This is a genomic window from Bartonella sp. HY406, assembly GCF_025449315.1.
In the GTDB taxonomy this organism is placed as follows: domain Bacteria; phylum Pseudomonadota; class Alphaproteobacteria; order Rhizobiales; family Rhizobiaceae; genus HY038.
In genome coordinates this window covers 1018354-1041118 of the sequence record NZ_CP104893.1, presented here as the reverse complement: position 1 = coordinate 1041118, position 22765 = coordinate 1018354, and the positions used below count along the sequence as shown (strand labels likewise).

Annotated in this window: 20 protein-coding genes and 1 tRNA gene; 8 read left to right on the top strand and 13 right to left on the bottom strand. The window is 39.8% G+C overall.

Annotated features, from left to right (window positions below; all coding sequences use genetic code 11):
* Positions 1-16: 16 nt before the first annotated feature.
* Positions 17-2206, bottom strand: coding sequence for an RNA degradosome polyphosphate kinase (locus N6B01_RS04380; RefSeq protein WP_182419098.1), 2190 nt, complete (start codon positions 2204-2206; stop codon positions 17-19).
* A gap of 364 nt (positions 2207-2570) precedes the next feature.
* Between N6B01_RS04380 and N6B01_RS04375 the strand changes: the two genes are divergently transcribed.
* The 4 genes from N6B01_RS04375 to tig all read left to right on the top strand — a co-directional run bounded on the left by N6B01_RS04375 (position 2571) and on the right by tig (position 6444).
* Complete coding sequence (locus N6B01_RS04375; protein WP_182419097.1) at positions 2571-2822, top strand: zinc-finger domain-containing protein; 252 nt, start codon at positions 2571-2573, stop codon at positions 2820-2822.
* A 261-nt stretch (positions 2823-3083) separates the two neighbouring features.
* Complete coding sequence (locus N6B01_RS04370; RefSeq protein ID WP_262080100.1) at positions 3084-4286, top strand: FAD-dependent monooxygenase; 1203 nt, start codon at positions 3084-3086, stop codon at positions 4284-4286.
* Positions 4287-4608: 322 nt separating this feature from the next.
* Positions 4609-4691, top strand: a tRNA-Leu gene (locus N6B01_RS04365).
* Positions 4692-4923: 232 nt separating this feature from the next.
* Positions 4924-6444: a trigger factor gene (gene tig / locus N6B01_RS04360; RefSeq protein ID WP_262080099.1), complete on the top strand. Its 1521-nt coding sequence runs from the start codon at positions 4924-4926 to the stop codon at positions 6442-6444.
* 213 nt (positions 6445-6657) lie between these two features.
* Here the strand turns inward: tig and N6B01_RS04355 are convergent, their stop codons facing one another.
* From N6B01_RS04355 to N6B01_RS04345, 3 genes are read right to left on the bottom strand one after another with little or no spacing between them, the layout of a single operon-like run.
* Positions 6658-7137, bottom strand: a complete 480-nt coding sequence (locus N6B01_RS04355; protein WP_262080098.1) for a carboxymuconolactone decarboxylase family protein — start codon at positions 7135-7137, stop codon at positions 6658-6660.
* Between the two features lie 2 nt (positions 7138-7139).
* Complete coding sequence (locus tag N6B01_RS04350) at positions 7140-7751, bottom strand: FMN-dependent NADH-azoreductase (RefSeq protein ID WP_262080097.1); 612 nt, start codon at positions 7749-7751, stop codon at positions 7140-7142.
* A 10-nt stretch (positions 7752-7761) separates the two neighbouring features.
* Positions 7762-8187: a GNAT family N-acetyltransferase gene (locus tag N6B01_RS04345; RefSeq protein WP_182419092.1), complete on the bottom strand. Its 426-nt coding sequence runs from the start codon at positions 8185-8187 to the stop codon at positions 7762-7764.
* Positions 8188-8277: 90 nt separating this feature from the next.
* Here N6B01_RS04345 and N6B01_RS04340 point away from each other — a divergent pair, with 90 nt between their 5' ends.
* The gene (locus tag N6B01_RS04340; protein WP_410007231.1) at positions 8278-9660 is read left to right on the top strand and encodes a MocR-like pyridoxine biosynthesis transcription factor PdxR; all 1383 of its coding nucleotides are present in this window, start codon (positions 8278-8280) and stop codon (positions 9658-9660) included.
* A gap of 24 nt (positions 9661-9684) precedes the next feature.
* Here the strand turns inward: N6B01_RS04340 and N6B01_RS04335 are convergent, their stop codons facing one another.
* The 3 genes from N6B01_RS04335 to N6B01_RS04325 all read right to left on the bottom strand — a co-directional run bounded on the left by N6B01_RS04335 (position 9685) and on the right by N6B01_RS04325 (position 13410).
* On the bottom strand, positions 9685-10893 hold the full coding sequence (locus N6B01_RS04335) for a DMP19 family protein (RefSeq protein ID WP_262080093.1): 1209 nt from the start codon (positions 10891-10893) through the stop codon (positions 9685-9687).
* Between the two features lie 82 nt (positions 10894-10975).
* Entirely contained in the window at positions 10976-12082 is a 1107-nt protein-coding gene (locus tag N6B01_RS04330) for a DMP19 family protein (protein ID WP_262080092.1), read from the bottom strand.
* 98 nt (positions 12083-12180) lie between these two features.
* Positions 12181-13410, bottom strand: a complete 1230-nt coding sequence (locus tag N6B01_RS04325; RefSeq protein WP_262080091.1) for a hypothetical protein — start codon at positions 13408-13410, stop codon at positions 12181-12183.
* 307 nt (positions 13411-13717) lie between these two features.
* On the opposite strand from N6B01_RS04325, the gene N6B01_RS04320 reads away from it, so the two are divergent.
* The 3 genes from N6B01_RS04320 (at position 13718) to rpmG (ending at position 15854) form a co-directional block, all read left to right on the top strand.
* The gene (locus tag N6B01_RS04320; RefSeq protein ID WP_262080090.1) at positions 13718-14416 is read left to right on the top strand and encodes an NUDIX hydrolase; all 699 of its coding nucleotides are present in this window, start codon (positions 13718-13720) and stop codon (positions 14414-14416) included.
* On the top strand, positions 14416-15591 hold the full coding sequence (locus N6B01_RS04315; protein WP_262080088.1) for an MFS transporter: 1176 nt from the start codon (positions 14416-14418) through the stop codon (positions 15589-15591). The genes N6B01_RS04320 and N6B01_RS04315 overlap by 1 nt, the downstream gene beginning before the upstream one ends.
* A 95-nt stretch (positions 15592-15686) precedes the next feature.
* Positions 15687-15854, top strand: coding sequence for a 50S ribosomal protein L33 (gene rpmG, locus N6B01_RS04310; RefSeq protein ID WP_182419087.1), 168 nt, complete (start codon positions 15687-15689; stop codon positions 15852-15854).
* A 185-nt stretch (positions 15855-16039) separates the two neighbouring features.
* On the opposite strand, the gene N6B01_RS04305 is transcribed toward rpmG, so the two are convergent.
* From N6B01_RS04305 to N6B01_RS04280, 6 genes are all read right to left on the bottom strand, one after another.
* On the bottom strand, positions 16040-16861 hold the full coding sequence (locus N6B01_RS04305) for an MBL fold metallo-hydrolase (RefSeq protein ID WP_262080087.1): 822 nt from the start codon (positions 16859-16861) through the stop codon (positions 16040-16042).
* Positions 16862-16879: 18 nt separating this feature from the next.
* Positions 16880-17653: a TatD family hydrolase gene (locus N6B01_RS04300; protein WP_262080085.1), complete on the bottom strand. Its 774-nt coding sequence runs from the start codon at positions 17651-17653 to the stop codon at positions 16880-16882.
* A 3-nt stretch (positions 17654-17656) separates the two neighbouring features.
* Complete coding sequence (metG, locus tag N6B01_RS04295) at positions 17657-19204, bottom strand: methionine--tRNA ligase (RefSeq protein ID WP_262080084.1); 1548 nt, start codon at positions 19202-19204, stop codon at positions 17657-17659.
* A gap of 301 nt (positions 19205-19505) precedes the next feature.
* Complete coding sequence (locus tag N6B01_RS04290) at positions 19506-20621, bottom strand: DNA polymerase III subunit delta' (protein WP_262080083.1); 1116 nt, start codon at positions 20619-20621, stop codon at positions 19506-19508.
* A 69-nt stretch (positions 20622-20690) separates the two neighbouring features.
* Positions 20691-21335 (bottom strand): dTMP kinase, encoded by a 645-nt coding sequence (gene tmk / locus N6B01_RS04285; protein WP_262080081.1) that lies wholly within the window; start codon positions 21333-21335, stop codon positions 20691-20693.
* Positions 21336-21405: 70 nt separating this feature from the next.
* On the bottom strand, positions 21406-22629 hold the full coding sequence (locus N6B01_RS04280) for a D-alanyl-D-alanine carboxypeptidase family protein (protein WP_262080079.1): 1224 nt from the start codon (positions 22627-22629) through the stop codon (positions 21406-21408).
* Positions 22630-22765 lie beyond the last annotated feature (136 nt).

The window sequence follows — 22765 nt, the reverse complement described above, 5'->3', positions numbered from 1 at the left end:
AATCTTGTTGTTTTTCTTAGCGTTCACGGCTACGACGAGCTATAAGTTTAGGCGCTGAAGACCGCAATGACTTACCACGCCCTGAAAGGCTAGGATTGGTCATAAAGTATTCTTGGGCGTTAAACGCTTCCTCTTCAGCAAGACGCTGAATTTTCGTCGATGTGCCATCATTAAGGATTTCAAAGCTTTGCTGATTATCAATGATATTAGCAAGCATTATTTGTGAAAGAACTTGTTGATGCACGGTTTTATTGAAAACTGGAACCAATGTCTCAACTCTTCGGTCAAGATTACGCGGCATCATATCAGCTGAGCTGAAATAAATAATCGCATCTTCATTTGGCAAATCATTGCCATTACCAAAACAGAAAATACGACTATGTTCCAAAAACCGCCCGACAATAGATTTGGCGCGAATATTTTCTGAAAAACCTGGAAGCCCAGGACGCAAGCAACAAATACCACGAACAATCAAATCAATTTTAACGCCAGCCTGCCCTGCCCGATAAAGCGCATCAATAATCTGCGGATCCACAAGCGAATTCATTTTCATCCAAATAGCAGCTTTTTTGCCCTGACGGGCATTTTGCATTTCATTTTCAATATGGTGCAACATGCGCGAACGCAATGTTAGTGGCGAAAAGGCAATTTTCATATCTTCATCAGGCCGTGCATAGCCAGTAATAAAATTGAAAATTCCACCAACATCATGGCCAATATCTGGATCAGTGGTAAAGAACGATAAATCTGTATAGATTTTAGCGGTGATTGGGTGATAATTACCAGTCCCCAAGTGCACATAAGTCCGCAGGCGCTGGTCTTCGCGGCGCACCACCAATGACATTTTAGCGTGGGTTTTAAGTTCGATAAATCCAAACACCACTTGTACGCCAGCCCGCTCTAAGTCACGCGCCCAACGAATATTGGCTTCTTCATCAAAGCGCGCTTTCAATTCCACCAGCGCCGTCACCGACTTGCCAGCCTCTGCCGCATCAACCAAAGCGCGAACAATCGGACTATTATTTGATGTGCGATATAGAGTTTGCTTAATTGCCACCACATCAGGATCAGTTGCGGCTTGACGCAAAAACTGTACAACCACATCAAAAGATTCATAAGGGTGGTGTACAACAATGTCCTTTTCGCGAATTGCCGCAAAACAATCGCCGCCATGCTCGCGGATACGCTCAGGAAAACGCGGATTATAAGGCACAAATTTCAAATCGGGACGTGGAAGATCTACAACCTCTGAAATCATGGTTAAAGCCAGCAAACCATCAAGCACACTAATGCGATTTTCTGGAACTTCCAATTCACTTGCAACAAAAATCCGTAAATCTTCCGGCATTTCTGCATCAAATTCAATACGGATAACTTGACCGCGGCGGCGCCGTTTTAACGCACTTTCAAAAAGCCGTACAAGATCTTCAGCTTCTTCTTCAACTTCAATATCGCTATCACGAATAATGCGGAAAGTACCAGCACCACTAACTTCATAGCCGGGGAATAAATGGCCAATAAACAGCCCAACCGTATCCTCAAGCGTGATAAAACGCGAACCGCGATCCTCATCCGGCAATAGAATAAACCGCTCTAGCGCTGTTGGTAAACGCAGCAAGGCAGTCATCGGATATTTGTCGGCTCGGCGCGACAATTGTAATGCGATGGAAAAGCCCAAATTAGGAATGAATGGAAATGGATGGGCAGGATCAATTGAAAGCGGTGTTAAAACCGGGAAAATACGTTGGCTAAAATGATCTTCAAGCCATGTCCTTTCCGTTTTGCTTAATTTATCAGGACGGACAATTTCAATTTTTTCTTTAACAAGGGCAGTGCGCAGCAAACGCAATTGCATTTGTTGATTTTTTTGCAATCTATCGACTTCTGGCAAAATGAAATCAAGCTGTTCTTGTGGGGTGCGCCCATCTGCGCTGCGAGTTTGGATACCTGCACGAACTTGCCCAGCAAGTCCTGCGATACGCACCATAAAAAACTCATCAAGATTAGCTGCAGAAATAGAAAGAAAACGCACACGCTCCAATAATGGATGTTGCGCATTGGCACTTTCCATCAACACACGGTTATTAAATTGTAACCATGAAAATTCTCGGTTTACAAAACGTTCCACACTATCAAAAGTAATTGCTCCATCACCAGTTTTTACACTATCAACCTTATTATTGTCAGTATTTTTTACGGTATTCATAAAAGCCCCTTCCGCGATGATAGTCGTAATGGATCGCAAACAAATTTACACAAAATTATTTTTACTTTTAAAGTATATCTCAACGATTCGACCTTGCAATAATATTTTTACTCCAAAATTCCAAAAGCGCCACGAATATATCACCATAAGCTTGTATCTTTTTTATTTTTGAGCGCCCATAGCAAAAAGCTTGCAGCATTTGGCAGTTGATTATATTATTTGCTGATATTTTCTGATAACAGCAGCAAATAACTTTTTTGCATTATCATCTCTTTTATTACAGATAAGTGATGGTATTACAGTTTTTACCACGCTATCAACAGATCGATGATAGGATCGTAACAGTAATTAATGGAGCATTTAAATGGCTGATCATCATATACCACATTTCCAAAACGATGGCGGGTATAAAATGATTGAAATTGGAGCTAAGGAATTTATGTGCATTGGCGCCAATCCGCCATATGATCATCCGCATATTTTCCTTGATATGGGTGGCGATGTTGAAAAAATTTGCCCTTATTGCTCAACCCTATATCGCTATAACCCAGCCCTTGGCCCAACTCAATCAAAGCCTGAAAACTGTTTTTACCAACCATTGGCAACAGCAGTTTAAAATGATCAATCCTCAATAATCTTGATGGTTATTGAGGATTTTCAACATATTAGACTTTAATATTTAGACGGTGTTTGAGTAATTACATTTAAGTAATCTAGTTGCAAACACACATATCCTTTATATGTGACGCCAAAACCATGCCAATCAAAATATATATTATTTAAAATTTCTATTTTGGATTGAACATCCAATAGGAGTAGTAATTGGCTATCTAAAATTTGGCGCAGATATGTAACAATAATAAAGATAGGTAAAATTATGTCCGACAAAGCCAAAATTATCATTTCAGGCGCAGGTATAGCTGGCATGGCAAGCGCACTCGCATTGGCAAAAAACGGATATAAAATAGCAATTTATGAAAAAGTTGCCAAACTTGCAGAAGTTGGCGCAGGATTACAGCTTGCACCCAATGCTACAAGATTATTGCGAGACTTCGATATTTTGGACGACATTCAAAAATCTGGCGTTGAACCCGACACCATCATGATGAGAGATGGCCGCAAAGATGATCTTCTTAGCATGCTGCCAGTTAAAGAAGTATCGTTAAACCGGTGGAAAGCGCCTTACGTCACCATCCACCGCGCCAATCTGCAAAAAATCCTCTATGACGCCCTTTTAAAAAATCCTCTTATAGACATCTATTTAGATCATGAAATTGTCGATTATAGCGGCTCACTCGATCAAGGCTATAATGTCACGCTAAAACAAGGCGAGACAACAACAACGGTCAATGGTGATCTTTTGGTCATAAGCGATGGTGTCTGGTCGCAGTTACGCCAAAAGCATTTAAAAGAAAAATCACAATTTTCTGGTTATATTTCTTGGCGTGCAACCCTGCCCTTTGACCAAGTACCAGCTGATTTTATGGCTGCAAATAAAAAGCCTACCATTGGCGTTTATATGCATGGCGATGGTCATTTCATTACCTATCCAGCAAGACCAAATGAAGTGTATAATTTTGTTGCCATTACCGCTGACGAAAATCCAGGCGAAAGCTGGAGCAAAACTGGCGACAAAGCCAAGCTATTAAGCCATTTTTCTAACTGGCATAAAAATATCAAAGATATTATGCAACAGGCAGATGATTGGACCTATTGGCCCTTATTCAAAATGCCAAGCCTGCGTTTTCGTGGCCTTAACAATGAAATATTTGTTGGTGATGCCTCCCATGCCGTTACGCCATTTGCCGCGCAAGGTGCGGCCATGGCTATTGAAGATGCTGCAACCCTTGCAAGCGCACTTTTAAAACACAAGGATTTTGAGAGCGCTATTACAACTTATGAAACCGTCCGCAATGAAAGATTAACAAAGGTTGCCAAGCGCGGTGATTTTAATCGCTTTGTTTATCATGCCAGCGGACCAGTTGCGCTGGCACGCAACCTATTTATGAAAATACGCCCGCAAGAAAAATTCTTAACTGACCTTGATTGGCTTTATGATTTTGATGCTAGAAATATCTAATACTTGCAACTGGGACCCGTTAGCGATTGTAATAATGATCGCTAACGGCTCCCAAACGATTCATAAATGAGCAATTATTAATTAAGCGATTCACAAAAATAGCGCTTTAAAAGGCATAAAACGCTTTTTTTTACCTTAAAGCATCAAAAAGCAAACAAATTAAAGCAAATTCCACGATTTTTATACACATACAACTTACTGTTTTTATTTTATTTTTTATTTTTTTTGATTTTTTTTCAAAAAAAAGTTCGTTTTGCCCTTTGCTAGTTAAAAATAGAGTGCTATAGGAACGTGCGCTGTGGTCATGTAGATTAAAGCATGTGCGGATGTGGCGAAATTGGTAGACGCACCAGATTTAGGTTCTGGCGGGAGACCGTGGGGGTTCGAGTCCCTCCATCCGCACCATTTTAAAAGACCACAAAAAGAATTTTGCGGTATTCCAACTTGTTGGGTACCGCAGTTTTGTATTTACAGGTACGATGCATTTATTGATACAAATTGCATTCCATAGCAAAGATTTCACATAGATTTCATTGCAAATAGATTTCATTGGATGCAAAATATCTACATTAATGCAGAATTTTGATTGAAATGAACAGCATTTAAAGCATGTTCTAAAAGAAGTGAAGGTTGTGTAATGCAGGTTACCGAGACGCTTAATGAGGGACTGAAGCGCGAAGTTAAAGTCGTGGTTCCAGCCAAGGATTTGAAAGCGAAGCTTGAAGAACGTCTTTTAGACGCCAAGGACAAGGTTCAGTTAAAGGGTTTTCGTCCAGGCAAAGTGCCTGCAGAGCATATTCGTAAAATGTATGGTCGTTCATTTATGGCAGAAGTTATAAATGAAATTCTCAATCAAACACCACAAAACATCTTGGCAGAGCGCAAGGAGCGTTCAGCAACTCAGCCTAAGGTCACGATGAGTGAAGATGAAAAGGACGCAGAAAACGTTCTTTCTGGTAAATCTGATTTCGAATTCACCATCAATTATGAAATTCTACCGATAATTGATGTTAAAGATTTTTCTGGCATTTCAATCACTCGTGATGTTGTTGAAATTCCAGCTGAAGAAGTTGAACAGCAAATTGAACGCATTCTTTCTTCAACCCGCAATTTTGCAACAAAAGACGGCGCCGCTGAAGATGGCGATCGCGTAACTATCGATTTTCTAGGTAAAATTGATGGTGTTGCATTTGATGGTGGCGCGGCAGAAGATACTCAGCTTGTTCTTGGTTCAAAAAGCTTCATTCCTGGTTTTGAAGAACAATTAATCGGTATTAAAGCTGGCGAAGAAAAAGTTATTTCTGTAACTTTCCCAGAAGACTACAATGCAGCTCACCTTGCTGGTAAAGTTGCAACTTTTGATATTAAAGCAAAAGAAGTTGCTGCACCTGATGCGCTTGTTATTGATGACGAAGCTGCAAAAAAGCTTGGCATTGAATCACTTGACCGCCTACGTGAAATCGTACGCGAACAGCTTGAAGGCCAATATGGTGAAATTACCCGCCAAAAAGTAAAGCGTCAGATTCTTGATGCCTTGGATGGTGATTATAAGGTTGAAACACCTTCAACTTTGGTTGAAGCTGAATTCAACAATATTTGGTACCAAATCACAACAGAATTACAGCAAGCTGGCCGTAGTTTTGAAGATGAAGAAACAACAGAAGAAGAAGCCCGCGCTGAATATAGCAAGCTTGCTGAACGTCGCGTGCGTTTGGGTCTTGTACTTTCAGCAATTGGTGAAAAAGCTGAAGTTAAGGTATCTGAAGAAGAATTGCAGCGTGCTGTCTATGCACAATTGCAACAATATCCTGGTCAAGAAAAAGAGATCATGGAATTCTTCCGTCGTACCCCTGATGCAGTAGCTAATTTGCGTGCGCCTATTTTTGAAGAAAAAGTTATTGATCATCTTTTAAGTCAGATCAATGTGACCGACAAAAAAGTTTCTCCTGAGGAATTGGTTGCATCGGCTGAAGAAGAAGAAAAAGCCGCAGCTAAGCCAAAAAAGAAAGCTGCAGCTAAGAAAAAAGATGCTGACGCAGATGCAAAGCCAGCAGCTAAGAAAGCCGCTAAAAGCGAAGAAGCTGATGGAGAAAAAGCTGAAAAAGCAAAAGCTCCTCGCAAGGCTCCTGCTAAAAAAGCAGCTCCTAAAAGCGAATAAAAAAAGCCCGGTTTTACCGGGCTTTTTTTTAAGCAGTTAATTTGTGATTGGTTTATTCAATGCCGCGCTGAATTATAGCCGACCGATTAAACCCAGCATTAAAGTTTGGATATTTGTATAACAATATTATCTGTTTTTAATGACTAAGGCATATTAAATACAGCAAAAAATAGCGTGTAAAAAAAAGCCAGCAATTTCTTGCTGGCTTTATTTTTATTTTAAATTTGCCTTATCCAAACCATATAAGTGGTCTAAGGAACCCGGCGTCATTTTGGACGCAATCATAAGCCGGTTCCAACTATTAATCACAGCTATTACAAAGATTAACTGGCCTATTTCATCGTCATTAAAGTGCAATTGCATTTTTGAATATAATTCGTCTTCAATACCATTTTCACCAAGCCGAGTGAGTTGCTCAGTCAACTCTAAGGCTATCTTTTCCCGCTCTGAAAACAGTGTAGATTCACGCCAAATTGGAATATGCAACAAACGCAATTCACGCTCGCCATCGATTTTAGCTTCTTTAACATGCATATCCAGACAGAATGCACAATGATTGAGCTGGGAACTATAGATATAAACAAGATGCTTCAATGTATTATCCATGCTTGAATCACTTGTTTTATTGGACAGCTCAGTCATAGCTTTTACTAATGCTGGCTGGGTTTTGAATAAATTTACTCGATTTGACATAGTTACACCTCAAAAAAATGATCAATTTGCTTCAAGCCATGGGCTAAAGCCGTGTCACGTGTTTTTGCGTCTTGAGTACCCTCAATACGAAAGTTAGTTAAATCTGTAATGCCGATATACTCCAAGGCAACCCGCACATATGGCGTAAACTGCTCATCACTTACAAAGGGGCCGGCTGAAAAAATACTTCCACTTGAAAGAACACAAAAGGCTTTTAAGTTATGAACCAACCCTGTTTTGGTACCATCCGATTTAAATGCAAAAGTGCGACCCGCCCGTGTTACATGGTCAAACCATGCCTTTAACACCGATGGTAATCCAAGATTATAGATTGGCGAGGAAATAACCAAAATCTCATGGCTAAATAGCTGATCAACCAATTCATCTGATTTTTTTAGCAGCTCCCACTGCGCCTCGTTACGCAGTTCAGGTTTGGTAAAAATGGCCGTTATCATTGCACTATCTAAGTGCGGCAGTGGATTTTGGGCTAAATCAATAATTGTTTCCGAAATATCGGGGTGTAAAGCCTTTAGTTTATCCACCAAATACGCTGATGCTTTGCGAGATGAAGATCCTTCTAAATCTTGGCTCACCTTAATATGAAGTAATCTCATAATTTTTCCTTTAATATAAATCGCGATATAAATGATAACCAGTGGTTGTGTAGCCCACCTGTTGGTAAAATTTTTGCGCTGTTTTATTCGTCAATCCAGTATCAAGCACCATACGCTGACACCCTTTTTCAAAGGCCAGTTTACCCAAACTATCGAGTAGATTTTTTGCATATCCCTGCCCGCGTACAGTTGGATGGGTGATAAGATCATCGACATAACAAAATCGACCATGGATAAAATTTTCCATACAACGATATCCAGCTAATGCGAGCGGCATGGTAGCGTTAGTAACTCCCAGCAATGCAAAGCCTTGCTGCTGTTGACGTTGCACCTGTACTATAAAAGCTTCTTTGCTTAATAGTTTTGGACGCAACATCGCCATTAGATCAAAGCACTGCAATATTTCGCTTGGTGTGCTGTAATGCGTTATTTCCATAATTTCTCCGGTTTAAGCTAAATTGAGTTGCACAATTTAAACTGCTAAGTCATATTAGAAAGAGCCAAAATAAACAAAAAAAGGTAGGACATGATTGTGGGCTACAAAAGCATTTATGAGCGGTACCGAAATGAAATCAGTATTGGCAATCTTAAAGCGGGCGATCGCGTACCATCGATTAGAGTTTTAGCAAGTGGATTGAATGTCGCGCGTAAAACTGTAGAATCCGCTTATGAAATACTTGTTGGGGAAGGCTATTTGGTAAGCCAAGGCGCTAAAGGCACCTTTGTGAACCCAGAACTTAATATTGAAGTTGCTTTAAATAGCAACACTAATGGCGCAAAGAGTGAATTTGCACAAAAAAGCAACTTACAGCCCAAGCATTTGCGCCTTGGAATTCCAGCCCTTGAAAGCTTTCCTTATAAAAAATGGCTTTTAACTTTGAAAAAAGCTGCCCGTAATATGAATGAAAATGATCTTATCATGCCACCTTTTATGGGCTATCAGCCATTAAGAGAGAATATTGCCAGCTATCTTAATATCTCTCGCGGGCTTAACTGCTCGCCCGAGCAAATTTTTATAACAAGTGGTTACCGCGCCAGCTTGCGGCTTATTTTTGCGGTACTATCCACACCTAATGATACGGTTCTTTTTGAAAATCCGGGATATTTTATTGCGGCCCAATTCCTCGAACTTATTATCCCAAAACTTCATTATATTCCAATAGATGATAAGGGGCTAAACACAGACTATCTATTAAAGCATCATAGTGATGCAAAATTTGCGCTTGTCACACCGACCCATCAAAGCCCAACAACTGTTTCAATGTCTTTACCACGAAAACAGCGACTATTAGAATGGGCTTGTAATAATAAAAGTTGGATTATTGAAGATGACTATGATGGCGAATTTCACTTTAAACGAAAAGTAATTAGCGCATTAAAGAGTATCGATGCCCATGATAGAGTTATTTATACTGGTTCCTTTAGCAAAACCATAATGCCTGCCTTGCGAGCTGGTTATATCGTTATGCCGAAAGAAACAATAAAGCTATTTACGCAAATTGGTAACATCTATGAAAGTGGTATGCCGCTTTTTACCCAAAAAGCACTTTCGTTATTTATGAGTGAAGGCCATTTTTATCGCCATATTAAGAAAATGCGTACGCTTTATCAACAACGCCGCGTTATTATGGAGGCTGCATTAAAGCAAGTTTTAGGTGATATTTTGGATATAGAATTAACCGATGGTGGCATGCACATAATTGCTTACCTTAAACGAGGCAGCAAAGATCAAGAGCTAGCACAATTATGGCAGCAACACGGGTTAAAGGTATCTCCCCTATCTCATTGGTATAAAGGTGAACCAGATAAATATGGCTTAATTATTGGTTACACCAATGTACTCAGTTTAGAACAAGCAATCAACCAATTGGCTAAAGTTGCAAATGAAAGCCGCATAATTGCCCAATAATTAAAACGCTGATAAGCGATAGAATTACTGAGGTAGAATGTTATTCTCTTTTGCTAGCTTCAGCATCGCACCATCAACTTCGTCAAGAATTTTAGTAAAATCGAGCTTATCCTCAAAATCATCTAATGGATTACCATTTTCTAACTCGTTAGGAGAAAGCTTATTTACCATTTCAAATAAGGATTTTGCTTTTTGCAACTCAGCTTCAAGATTTTGTAAATTTGACCTTTTAAACGCTTCAAGCAATGCTGGAACTTCATTTGGATTATGATCAAAATATTGGTAAAATCCGCCATTTGAAAATTGTGCCGAAAATAAATTGAGTGCAAAAATATCACGATAAACGCTTGGCCAATTTTCTCTTGTGCCAAATCGATCTTGAAGAAGAAATAAATTTTCAGCCAAAATATTCATGCGATCCTTTTCTGCCATCGATTGAACAATGTTTTTGTACCAATCGTGAAGCTGGTCATTTTGACAAATATCATCGCGCAATGCCTTATAAATAGCGATAGGCTTTGGAAAATCCCTTAACTTATCTTTTGCTTGTAAGACATCAGGATGCGTTGCATAAAGCGCTGCATAGCCTAATGTATCTTTTTCAGGGCCACCACCTAATAATTTTCTGTCTTGCTTACGTTGGTCTAAATGCATTTTTTTATAACCATCTGGGGCTTCCTCACCCATCATAGCATCTAATTTTTTTAAAAAGGCCTGATCAAGTTCAGCCTGTGTTGCCGGAATAATAAAATGCTTAATGGTTTTTTCTGATGGGTCAAATTTTTGATAACGGCTGCCAAAAGCGTCCATAGCGGACTGGAATTGGCTTGCTGCATCACCCATATTTTGCCGCCGTAATGCGCGCCCAATATAGGGGGCAAAATCTGAATCATTACTTTGAAAATAATTGACCGCGGTTTGATAACGCAAGAAAACAAACAACCAATAAAGGTCTTGTACATCGTCAGGATAAGCCAATATTTTTTCAACGGGCGAGGATTTGCTATCGTAAAAGCTAGGATTTACATGATAGCCATGCATGTCCCAGGTTAAAACGAGAAACTTAAAACTTAACACCTCATCAAGGCTAATAAATTTTAGATCATCAAAGGTTATGGCATCGCCTTTGGGATCAAAATACACCGTGCAATCTTTGGCTATTGCAGTGGAATTGACGCTACTTATAATGACTGCGCCAGCAAATAAACTTGTTAAGATTTTTAAAATTTTCAATGTGAACCTCTTTCGTCCTTACATGGAATTTTCAAATTTTCACGCAATACCAACAGCCCCCAACCAAAAAGCAAAAATATTATCAACGCGGAAGAATATTATGGTTACGGGCAATGACTGTCATCGCATCTTTAAGCCTATTCACAAAGCCTTCAAAATCCATGTCTTCATCAAAATTAGAAAATGGTGGCGTCTTCATTAACTCGCTATAAAGCGATAAAGTATCATTGCCACGCCTTACATCAAAATTTCTTATTTTTTGACGTGATTGTTCATAAAACTCATCTGCCGCACCAATATAAGCCTTTAAGTCGACTAGCCCAGATTTTTCCAACGCATCATACATAGCCAATATATCTTCATTACTTTGATTAAAGAAATATTGTCCAAGGCCACCATTTAAAAATTCACCATTTAACATTTCTACCAAAAAAAGATAGCGATATGGTTCTGGCCAATCCTGCCAATCGCCTAAATCCTCTTCAAAATCGAATAAATTGGCAACGAGTATAAGGGCGCGTTGCTGATCCGGTATAGCTTTAATACGCTTTTCATACCAATTTTTTAACGCTTCATTTTCACATATATGATCGCGCAATGTCTGATAGAGTTGTTGAGGACGTGGAAATGCCCGCAAGGCGTCAGGCGCAATAGACTTTTGTATACCAGCTTTAATCAAATACTGCCCATTATCCTTATCATTAAAGAAGCGGGCAACATTTGATTTTTCTAAAGGAAAGCCGATGATTTTTTCACTTTTGGGGTCAAACTCGCTATAGCGATTACCAAAAATATCCATAATATTTTTAAAAACATCAGCAGCTTCAGCCATATTTTGGCGCATTAAAGCTTGATGTATAAAGGGTGCAAAATCCGCATCTTGACGACGAAAAAATGCAATAACACCATCAGACTGCGACAAAGAATATAACCAAAATAAATCCTGCTCATTAGCTGGCCATTGTAAAATATCGCCGTTTATTTTTTGGTATTCGTCTAAAAGATCTTTGCGTGGTTTTTCAACGTCTTGAATTATTCCATATGCTAATAAAAACTCATCGCGTTTGTCTTTAAAAAAGATTTCGAAAGTTTCATCAAAATTCAAATGCTTCAAATCATCGAACGTAACGCCTTTTTCGCGAGGTGCATAATAAATTTCACATTTTTCTTGCGCATGAATTGGCATCATTCCTCCTAAAATCAAAAAAACTAATGTAAGCATGACAAGATGCAACTTGGTTTGAACCTTGCATTTGCGGCATATATTAAGCATTAAACGCTTACCTCTTAGTATGAAATAATTTTATTATCTAAGCCAAGCTTTAAAATGGCGCGATCAATTTTGTCATTTATGTCATAAATATCAATTTTAGCTTCAAATTGCTCGACCAACACACCAAGATATTCTTCGGCTTGTTCAAAGCCGTTAGGCGATGACAAATCAAATTTATCGTTTAAAGACTGCAGCTTTTCATGAAAGGCTTTCGTTTCCTTGGCAATTTGTAAAACGTCATCGAGATTTGAATTTTTTAACGCTTTTAATAAGCGATCAATATCTTCTGGCGAGGCACTATAAAAGTAGCTAAATATTCCCATATCCATCATCTCAACTTGGAATACAGTCAATGAATCAATATCTTGATAATAAACCGGCCAATTTTCATAAGGTCCAAATGCTTTTCTATTAGAACTTAATGTCAATGCAATGCGCGATAAGAGCTGGTCTTGAGGTATGGCATTAAACTCTTGATAGTACCAATTTTTTAAATTTGGATTTTGACAAATTCGCGCATAAATCGCGCTGTAGATTTCGCTTTGGCTTGGAAATTCAGTCATTAATTTTTGTGCAGCTATTGTTTTTGGGGTCAGGGCATAAAGCATCTCATATTCTCGCTTATGTTCCCGTTCAAAAGATGTATCATCCATATCCACCGCTTGCGCCTTTTTATATTGTAGCAAAGCACGGTGTCTGGGGCCCCAATCATTGTCAGCTTCTTGGTCACTAATAGAGATTGAAAAGGCTTTTATTGACTTTTCCTCTGGATCAAAGCCTTGATAGCGCGTACCATAAGCTGCCATAGCAGTTGAAAGTTGATCGGCCATTTTTGCCATATTTTGGCGGTTTAACGCCCTTACCATATAGGGGGCAAAATCAGAAAACCGGCCAGAAAAAAGATCTTTCGTGTCTGGATATTCTGCAAGGGCAAAAAGCCAGAAAAGATCTTGAAGGTCATCACTATCGGCTAAGAGGTCGCTGTCTATTTCCAACAGTCCGCTTCTTTTAACGTCTTCTGAAACAGGGGAAAAATATTGAGCACTTAACAATTCTCGATCAAGATGAAACTCTGCCTGCATGGAATCATTAAAACTTATAATTTTTATATGATTAAAATCAAAAGGTTTAGATTTATCCCAATAACGTATCTCGCATTTTTCTTGCGCATTGCTTGTCATAGTTCCACCAAGAACAAGAGCAATAATAGAAAAAATCTGAAAAAATTTTAATATTTTATGCATAATCATTTTTCACTTTATTAGAGCGTTTTCCGAAAAGTGTGAAGCGGTTTTCGGACAAAAACGCGGTGTAAACAAAGGATTAGAGCGCCGATCTGATCCAGTCAGATCGAAAAGCGCTCTAATGTTACAGATGATATAAAATATGCTTTTAATTAAATTTGAAGAACCCGTCTTTTGTTTAAAGTAAACGATATAGGCATAAAGGAAAATTGTATATTAAAAAAAGTTTTATTATTAACAATGCTTAATAACGCTAAACCTAGCTATATTAGCATAACAATTTTGTGTCTTTTCAAGTGAAGTAATAGTGACAAAACATATTTTAAAACCCAAATGCGCGGCAACATTATTGATACTAAAAGCTATAGATGGCAAGCCATTTGTATTGATGGGTAAACGCCATGAGGCGCATAAATTTATGCCAGATTTTTATGTCTTTCCCGGTGGTAAAATGGATCGTGCTGATTTTAGCCATTTTTACTCCACTTCACTTCAGGAGCGTGAAATAAAATTGATGCGCAGTGAAAAAAAACATTTTACAGAAAAACACGCAAATGCTTTGGCATTATGTGCCATTCGGGAAACACAAGAAGAAACAGGGCTTCTTATTGGCGTAAAATCCAAGGCTCCGTTAAGAAAAAGCATAAATTCTGCTTGGCGCAATTTTCAAAATCAACAACTTCAGCCCAACCCATCTGCTTTACATTATTTTGCAAGGGCAATTACCCCAACTGGGCATATTAGGCGGTTTGACACACGTTTTTTTCTCACCTTTGTAGAAAATATCAACAATATTGATGAAATGCAGCCATCAAGCGAATTATTCGATTTACAATGGGTTGATTTGTTTTCACCGCCAAACATCAAAATTCATGACATCACAAAACAAATCATGGAAGATACAAAAGATTGCATAACGCCCAACATGGCGTTAAAGCAATGTCATCCAGTTACGCTATATTATAGCGCGAGGGGAAGACATTATAGAAAGGTTCGATTTAGCTGATGACTTTTGAAACGGATAGCCAAAGCGAAAACCATGCCATGCGGGCAATCATTGCGGCGATAGCGACAATTGCTGCGGTAGGTATAGCAATTGGCCTTGGAACGCCCCTTATTTCAGCAATGATGTTGGATCATGGTATTTCTGAAAGTATTATTGGTTATAGCGGCACGATTGGCGGTCTGGCCACCATTATTGCTGCAGCTTGTACATCAAGAATCGCGCTAAAGTTTGGCGTTATCAAACCGATTTTAGTCATGCTTATTGTTGGCGCTTTAAGCTTTTTAGGGTTTTATTGCTTTCAAGGCCTATGGGTTTGGTTTGTCTTACGTTTTACCTTGCACTTTGCTATGACGATTATGTTCATTCTATCAGAATTTTGGGTCAATAGTTCAGCACCGCCAGCAAGGCGTGGGGCGATTCTTGCCATTTACGCGGCGACTTTTGGTTTTGGTTTTTCACTGGGGCCAATTTTGTTTTCCTATGTTGGCAGCAAAGGCTTTTTACCATTTGGTATTGGGTGCGTGCTTATTGCCCTTGCCAGCATTCCCATTATGTCAGCATGGAAATTAAGCCCTAATTTCAAAGACAGCGAACACGTGCCATTTTTGCCATTTATTTTCAAAGTGCCAACATCAACCATGGCGGTGCTGGTTTACGGCGCTGTTCAGCTGGGTGCGGTTACCCTAATCGCGCCATTTTCATTAAATTTGGGCTATAGCGAAGCGCAGGCTGGACATTTTTTAACCTTGCTTGCTTTGGGCAATGTGCTGCTTTTGGTACCAATTGGCATGATTAGCGATCGGTTGCCCGACCGCCGCTATGCCTTAGCTGGTTGCGCAATCATTGGCCTTATTGGCACTTTACTCGTGCCATTCATCACGCAGCATTATTATTTACTTGGGGCGGTTTTATTTGTGTTAGGTGGTGTATCAGCTGGCCTTTATACCATTGGCCTTGCCCAATTGGGGGCAAGACTCAAAGGCAGCGATCTTGCGGCCGCCAATGCAGCTTTCATTTTTTGCTATGGTATTGGCATGTTAATTGGCCCATCGATCATTGGACAAGCTATGGAAATCTTTCCCGTAACCGGTTTTTCCATGGCAATGGCACTTTTTTTCGGTCTTTATGTCGCTTTAGTTGTAATAAGATTGGTTGTAAGGTTAACACGCTCTTGACTTTTTATCCTGAATGCTTATTGTCGCGACAAAATCGTCTTAGGCCACGGGTCATTCAGGCGGTGTGGTGATTCAAATAGACAGGATTCTCTATTATGGCTAAAGCTAATACAATCAAAATCAAGCTTTTGTCGACGGCAGAAACCGGCTTTTTCTATGTAACAACAAAGAACAGCCGTACAATGACCGATAAGATGACAAAGCGCAAATATGATCCAATCGTAAGAAAACACGTTGAGTTTCGCGAAACAAAGATCAAATAATTTTTTATAAATTATGTTTAAAAACACGGCTTTTAGCCGTGTTTTTTTATGTCTAAAATAAATCTTTAATTCTATAAAATGCTGCCACTTACAGTTGTTAAACAAACAAGCTGTCTTTATCATTAAAGCTACAAAGCGCATAAAGCCAACAAGATGCTGCTTTTGCCGAAGCTAAGAGGTAGGACTTAGCAACCAACCTCAAATTGCAAGCCATTATAAGCTGGCTCAACATAATCTGGCGTTTCGTGCAAAACAGTGCGATAATCAAGATAAATATGCATATGGGTTAATATGGCACGTTTTGGCCGCAAATAATCAATCCAATCCAAAGCTTGCGAAAGTGAAAAATGGCTTGGATGTGGTTGATATTGCAAAGCACCTATAATAAGCACATCAAGATCAAATAGCTTAGTTAAACTTTCTTCTGGAAAGGCACTCACATCGGTGCAATAAGCGACATTCCCCATACGGAAACCAAGCGAGTGAATATCGCCATGGGTTTGCAAATGGGTTTGAAACTCTAATTCACCCCCTGCCCCATTAATTTTAAAATCGTCATAAGGACCAATGTGATGGGCGCGTAATATGGGTGGATAGTTTGACCCCGTGGGGGTTTTAAAACAATAACCAAAGGCTTCATGCAAGCGATTTAACGTAGCAGCATCGCTATAAACATCAATTAGCTTATTTTGTCCAATGCCAAAAGTGCGTAAATCATCAATGCCATGAATATGATCTGCATGGGGATGAGTATAAACTACTCCATCAAGATTGGTGATGCCAGCATCAATGGCTTGAGAGCGAAAATCAGCCCCTGTATCAATTACAACGCTAGTTTTGCCATTTGCGCTAACACGCTCAACCAATAGCGAGGTGCGATAGCGAAGGTTTTTAGGCTCTAAGGGATCGCAAGAACCCCAATCACCGTTAGGTCGCGGCACCCCTGGCGAGGAACCGCAGCCTAAAATGGTAAATCGCAATTTATCTTTTGCAGATATTTCAGTCATCCTATTTTGTTTAACCAATCACAGCATTTTTGAAAAAAGCCGAAATGCATTATCGGTTGTAATTTTAGCCAATTCTTCATAGCTAAGAGAGCGCAGCTCTGCCAAAACTTCCGCCGTTTTCACCACATAAGAAGGCTCATTGCGCTTGCCACGATAAGGAACTGGTGCAAGGTAAGGCGCATCGGTCTCTACCAATAATTGCTGCAAAGGCACAATTTTTGCAACCTCACGAATTTCTGGTGCGCCCTTAAAGGTCAATATTCCTGAAAAAGATAAATAGCCGCCAAGCTCAATGCCTGCCTTTGCCAATTGCATACCAGAAGAATAGCAATGCAAAATAAATTTGAATTTTCCCTTTGCCATTTCTTCACGCAAAATCGCTTCCATATCTTCATCGGCATTACGGGAATGAATGACCAATGGTAATTCACTGCGTCGCGCTGCATCAATATGATGAAGAAAGCTCGTTCTTTGTTGCTGCGGTGTTGCATAATCATAATGATAATCAAGACCAGCTTCACCAATCGCAACCACTTTTGCATGGCTGGTTAATGCCAATAGGTCTTCTGCGGTAATATCGGGTTCTTCATGGGCGCTATTGGGATGCGTCCCTACTGAGCAAAAAACATGCTCATATTTTTCGGCAATGCGAATAATACGATCAAACTGGTGCACATGGGTAGAAATTGTCACCATGCGCTTAACACCAGCTTGATGAGCGCGTTCTACTACCTCATCAAGCTCGGGAGCAAAATCATCAAAATCGAGATGACAATGGCTATCAATCAACATAATTTAACCCTCAAGCTCTTCAAGCTTATAACGTGGGAAAATACCGCTTGGACTTGGCAATGCAGTTCCCGGCGCAATCCACTGGCTTGCAACATCGCTTAACATACGATGATCTTCGCCAATATTTAAAAGTTCAAGCAATTTGTCGATTGATGCGGGCATAAAGGCCTGCAAAGGAATTGCCACACGGCGCAATATTTCAGCGGTTACATAAAGGACAGTATCAGCACGTTCTGGATCCGTTTTGCGCAAAGCCCAAGGCTCTTCACCCGCAAAATAGCGATTAGCATCAGAAATGACCGCAAAAATAGCTGTTAACGCCAAATGCGGCGCCTGCTTTGCCATTGCGTCACGAGCAGTGTTAACCACTTCGCTAGCCTTATCTAAAATCTCACTATCTTGCGCTAATAACTCACCCTTATTTGGCACTTTTCCATCGCAATTTTTAGCAATCATTGATAAAGAGCGCTGGGCAAGATTGCCAAGGTCATTGGCAAGATCGGCATTAATGCGGTTGATAATCGCGGTATTGTTAATAACGCCATCTTGGCCAAAGGATACCTCACGCAAGAGGAAATAACGAATGGAATCAACGCCATATTGCGCAGTAATTGCAAAAGGATCAATGACATTACCAACCGATTTTGAAATTTTTTCACCGCGCATGAGCAAAAAGCCATGGGCAAAAACCCGCTTAGGCAATTCAATACCAGCAGACATTAAAAAAGCTGGCCAATAAATAGCATGGAAGCGAACAATATCCTTGCCGATAATGTGTGCATTGGCTGGCCAAAACCCAGCACGCGGCGCATTTGGATCTGGATAGCCTGTTGCGGTTAAATAATTGGTAAGCGCATCAAGCCAAACATACATGATATGTTTAGAATTACCCGGTACTGGAACACCCCAAGAAAAATTGGTCCGCGAAACTGATAAATCACGTAAACCAGAGCGCACAAAGCTCATAATCTCATTGCGCCGCTCATTTGGCCCAACAAATTCAGGGTGCTTTTCATAATAATCTAGCAATTTGTCTTGATATTTTGACAAGCGGAAGAAATAGCTTTCTTCCTCGTTCCATTCAACCGGTGAACCAACTTCAGTTTCGCGGCGAATACCATCTTCACCAACAATCGTATCTTTTTCATCATAATAGGCTTCTTGACGAACCGAGTACCAACCAGCATAGGTATCAAGATAAATATCACCATTATCTTCCAAAATTTTCCATAAGGTCTGACAAGCGTCATAATGGCGTTTTTGGGTGGTACGGATAAAATCATCATTAGAAATATTCAATGATGCTAGCATTTCTTGGAAAACGGCTGAATTTTTATCGGCCAATTCCTGCGGAGTAATGCCTAACTTTTCCGCTGTCTGCTGCATTTTTAGACCATGCTCATCCGTACCTGACAGAAAAAAAACATCCTTGCCGTCAAGGCGCTGAAACCGCGCCATACTATCGGTGGCAATAGCATTATATGCATGGCCAATATGTGGCTCGCCATTAGGATAATAGATTGGTGTCGTTATATAATATTTTTCACGCATTTAACTTCAGTCTTCATTATCTCTTACGGCGCACGCTCAAATAGCGGCCCGAATGGTTACAATATTAAAAAATGGTTACAAAAATTGGGCGACCAAGCCTTATTGCTGTTGTCTTCCTAATGTTTTGCAACCCTTGGCGTAATATTTTCAATCAATATTGAATATTTTTTCAACTAAGGTCAGAGACGATTTTTATCATGATTATCTGACGAGACAAGATTAGAAACATTATCGCCTTTTCTTTAAAGACATAATGCTAGATTTTGCCTTTGTCACCTAAAAAGATAATATAATTCTATGATTAACCCAAACAGTCGTTCAAATTTTGATGTAGTTTTTGCAAGAGAACAAGGATAGATTGCCTTTTATCGAGATTATAGGCGGTGGCATCACGTATTTGCTGCTCAATCTCAATCCAGAATTGTGATAGTTTTTCACCCGTTGCTAGATCGCCACCAATGGCTTTATCACGCGACAATTGCGCCACACGATCAAGCACATAATCAATAAAAAACGAAAATTGCACTTCGGCATCTTTGGCTGATAACACGCTGGCAAGCTTAAAAGCACCATCAACTGAAAATGCCTTATTGTTTAAAATATCTTCAACCGCATGGATAATATCAAGCCCGCCATAAGCTAGCATTAAAGCCGCCTTACGAACGCTTCCTTCAGAATTGGCAATTAATTCGTCATTATCTTGCATTTGTGCAGATCCATTATCAAAACCTGCAGCATGACCTAATGCCTTTTGTAAATCATTATGATCCAATGGCTTAAACATTATTGCCTGACAACGCGAACGAATGGTGGGCAAAAGTCGCCCAGCATTATGGGAAATAAGCATAAAAATAGTGCGCTTTGGTGGTTCCTCCAAGGTTTTTAACAGCGCATTAGCGCCATTTCTATTCATATCATCCGCAGAGTCGATAATGACGATGCGCCAATCATTATTAGATGAGGTTTGCTGTAAAAAATGGGTAATCTTACGAATATCATCAATAGTGATTGCCCCACGAAACTTTTGTGTTTTAGGGTCAAACGCCCGTGATATATGCAAAAGATTAGGGTGAGCACCCTGGGCAATTTTGCGCCAAATATTTTTATTTTCAAAATTTATTGCAGCGTCATCATTAATAATATCACGAAGATCTTGCGCCATTATACTATTGGCAGCAATGTTTTTTGCCAATAAAATATAACCAAGGCGATAGGCAAGACTTGCCTTACCAATGCCCCTTGCGCCTTCCATTAATAGCGCGTGATGCAAGCGGTTTTCGTCCAGCATTTGCGCAAGAAACGCACGTTGCGCCTCATGACCGACAAAGAAAGCATTTTGTGCAGGACTGATGATTCCATCAATATCATCATATTGTGGAATACTAACAATGTCGTTCATCTTAACCTCAAATGTCATGCGGCGAAAATGCCTTCAACGCTCACTATAATAGCTTTATACTTTTATGAAGCAAAAAGCCTATTTTAATCATTGTGTTTGATGTAATTTTTGTTCTACACAAGACAAAATTTCATTTGCAATTTGGTCTATATCGCCCTCTGCATCAATAATCACGCAGCGATCTGGCTCTTTTTGTGCAATATCAAGAAATGCCTGACGCCGATTTTCATGAATTAAAACATCATCTTTTTCAAACCGATCAACCGCACTATCTGCACTACGGCGCGAATTTGCTCGTGCTAAGCCCACTTCTGCCGGCAAATCAAGGATAAAAGTAATATTTGGCCGTATGTTCTTTATTGCGGCCTGTTCAAGTGCATCAACCGTTGTGGCAAGTTGCGGTGAAGCTGTGCCCTGATAAACACGGGTTGAATCAATAAAGCGGTCACATAGCACAATTTTACCAGATTTTAATGCCGGCTCGATCAAAACATCAATATGGTCAGCTCTTGCAGCGGCAAACAAGGCTGCTTCAAGTGAAGCACCATATTTTTCACCGTAACCGCTTAGCAATACATAGCGCACCGCCTCTGCCCCTGCTGTGCCACCCGGCTCACGGGTAATGACCAAATCATAGCCCTTTTGTTCAAGTGCTTTTGCTAGGCGTTTTATTTGCGTTGATTTACCTGCACCTTCGCCACCTTCAAAAGAAATAAAAAAACCTTGCTGCAAAATACTATTCCTTCATTTCCTTAAAGACTTATGATGGATTAAACTTTAAATATAAAAGCGTAAGAACCGATTAATTCCAATAAGCCCTAATCCAACCAATGGAAAGCTCATAAAGGGAATTTTTTGCCTTTTGGGTTATGCTTGCCTCTGTCGCAGTTTCGCCCGTAAATACTGGCCGTTCAAGAATACTATCGCCATTAAGCAAAATTTTAACCAAACCAACTCGTTTATTGGCTTCCACCGGTGCCGTAATTGGCCCTTCATAGGTAATTTTAGCCTCTACTTGTTTTATCTTGGTTTTTGGTATCAAGACAGCAACGACTTCATTAACCTTTAGGCCAATAGTGGTATTGTCGCCGCCAAATAGTTTGGCTTGCCCGATGTTTTCTCCCTTATCAAAAACGAGACGACTTACAAATTCATTCATTGCCCAAGTGATAATGCGGATTGCCTCTTCATTGCGCTCTTTTTCTTTGGGCACACCAGCAAGTGCAAGAAATAACTTACGGTCATTTTTTTCAACTGATAAGAAAATCGAATAGCCCTGCCCCTGCGTAAAGCCATTAGCCATACCAATAACGCCAATATTGGCCGCCACTAACGGATTGCGGTTACGCTGAAATATTTTGTTCCACTCAAATGCTGGTTGGCTATAAAGCGTTATCTGATCAGGATATTCTTTTTCTAAATAAGCAGCAAGCAAGGCCAAATCTTTAAGTGTGGTATATTGCCCGTCTTGCGGTAGGCCAGTTGCATTGACAAAATGGCTATTTTTTAGACCAATTTCCGCCGCTCTCTCATTCATTTTATTAACAAAAGCTTCTTCACTACCAAATGCACCTTCAGCCAATGCAAGGGCCGCGTCATTGGCTTGTAGGACAATTAAGCCCTGCAACAAATTATTAACACTTACCTTGCTTTTTACCGCCGCAAACATTGTGGTTGTACGTGATGGTGCACCGCCGCGCCGCCACGTATCTTCGGAAATGATATATTCATCATCTAATGAAAATTTATTATGCTTAAGTGCATGTAAAATAACTTCTGCACTCATCAATTTGGCAAGTGAAGCAGGCGCTATGCGACTATTGGCTTGTTTTTCAAATAAAACACTTCCAGTTTCTTTATCTACCAATAATGCCTGCGCCGCACTTGTTTCAAAATCTTTGTCCGCTATAGCTGAAAAAGCTGGCATGCTTAAAAAAATAAGCCAAAAGCAAACCAAAAATAGCGAAATGGCGATGAAAAATCGCTGATAAAAATGATTGGTAAAATTTTTGCTTATTAATTTCATACCCCAATAGTCCCAATCATTCCTTATAATTTTATCTAAAAGTCGATATTTCACCATTCTTAACGAGGCATTATTAATATTTTTTAAATTCATACAATAATAAAGGCTGCGCGTCCTTTGACGCGCAGCCTTAAAT

What these genes read in the sequence shown, in the direction of transcription:
- N6B01_RS04380 (WP_182419098.1), bottom strand. Translation starts at nt 2,206, where the DNA reads ATGAATACCGTAAAAAATACTGACAATAATAAGGTTGATAGTGTAAAA.
- N6B01_RS04375 (WP_182419097.1), top strand. Translation starts at nt 2,571, where the DNA reads ATGGCTGATCATCATATACCACATTTCCAAAACGATGGCGGGTATAAA.
- N6B01_RS04370 (WP_262080100.1), top strand. Translation starts at nt 3,084, where the DNA reads ATGTCCGACAAAGCCAAAATTATCATTTCAGGCGCAGGTATAGCTGGC.
- tig (WP_262080099.1), top strand. Translation starts at nt 4,924, where the DNA reads ATGCAGGTTACCGAGACGCTTAATGAGGGACTGAAGCGCGAAGTTAAA.
- N6B01_RS04355 (WP_262080098.1), bottom strand. Translation starts at nt 7,137, where the DNA reads ATGTCAAATCGAGTAAATTTATTCAAAACCCAGCCAGCATTAGTAAAA.
- N6B01_RS04350 (WP_262080097.1), bottom strand. Translation starts at nt 7,751, where the DNA reads ATGAGATTACTTCATATTAAGGTGAGCCAAGATTTAGAAGGATCTTCA.
- N6B01_RS04345 (WP_182419092.1), bottom strand. Translation starts at nt 8,187, where the DNA reads ATGGAAATAACGCATTACAGCACACCAAGCGAAATATTGCAGTGCTTT.
- N6B01_RS04340 (WP_410007231.1), top strand. Translation starts at nt 8,278, where the DNA reads ATGATTGTGGGCTACAAAAGCATTTATGAGCGGTACCGAAATGAAATC.
- N6B01_RS04330 (WP_262080092.1), bottom strand. Translation starts at nt 12,082, where the DNA reads ATGATGCCAATTCATGCGCAAGAAAAATGTGAAATTTATTATGCACCT.
- N6B01_RS04325 (WP_262080091.1), bottom strand. Translation starts at nt 13,410, where the DNA reads ATGCATAAAATATTAAAATTTTTTCAGATTTTTTCTATTATTGCTCTT.
- N6B01_RS04315 (WP_262080088.1), top strand. Translation starts at nt 14,416, where the DNA reads ATGACTTTTGAAACGGATAGCCAAAGCGAAAACCATGCCATGCGGGCA.
- rpmG (WP_182419087.1), top strand. Translation starts at nt 15,687, where the DNA reads ATGGCTAAAGCTAATACAATCAAAATCAAGCTTTTGTCGACGGCAGAA.
- N6B01_RS04305 (WP_262080087.1), bottom strand. Translation starts at nt 16,861, where the DNA reads ATGACTGAAATATCTGCAAAAGATAAATTGCGATTTACCATTTTAGGC.
- N6B01_RS04300 (WP_262080085.1), bottom strand. Translation starts at nt 17,653, where the DNA reads ATGTTGATTGATAGCCATTGTCATCTCGATTTTGATGATTTTGCTCCC.
- metG (WP_262080084.1), bottom strand. Translation starts at nt 19,204, where the DNA reads ATGCGTGAAAAATATTATATAACGACACCAATCTATTATCCTAATGGC.
- N6B01_RS04290 (WP_262080083.1), bottom strand. Translation starts at nt 20,621, where the DNA reads ATGACATTTGAGGTTAAGATGAACGACATTGTTAGTATTCCACAATAT.
- N6B01_RS04280 (WP_262080079.1), bottom strand. Translation starts at nt 22,629, where the DNA reads ATGAAATTAATAAGCAAAAATTTTACCAATCATTTTTATCAGCGATTT.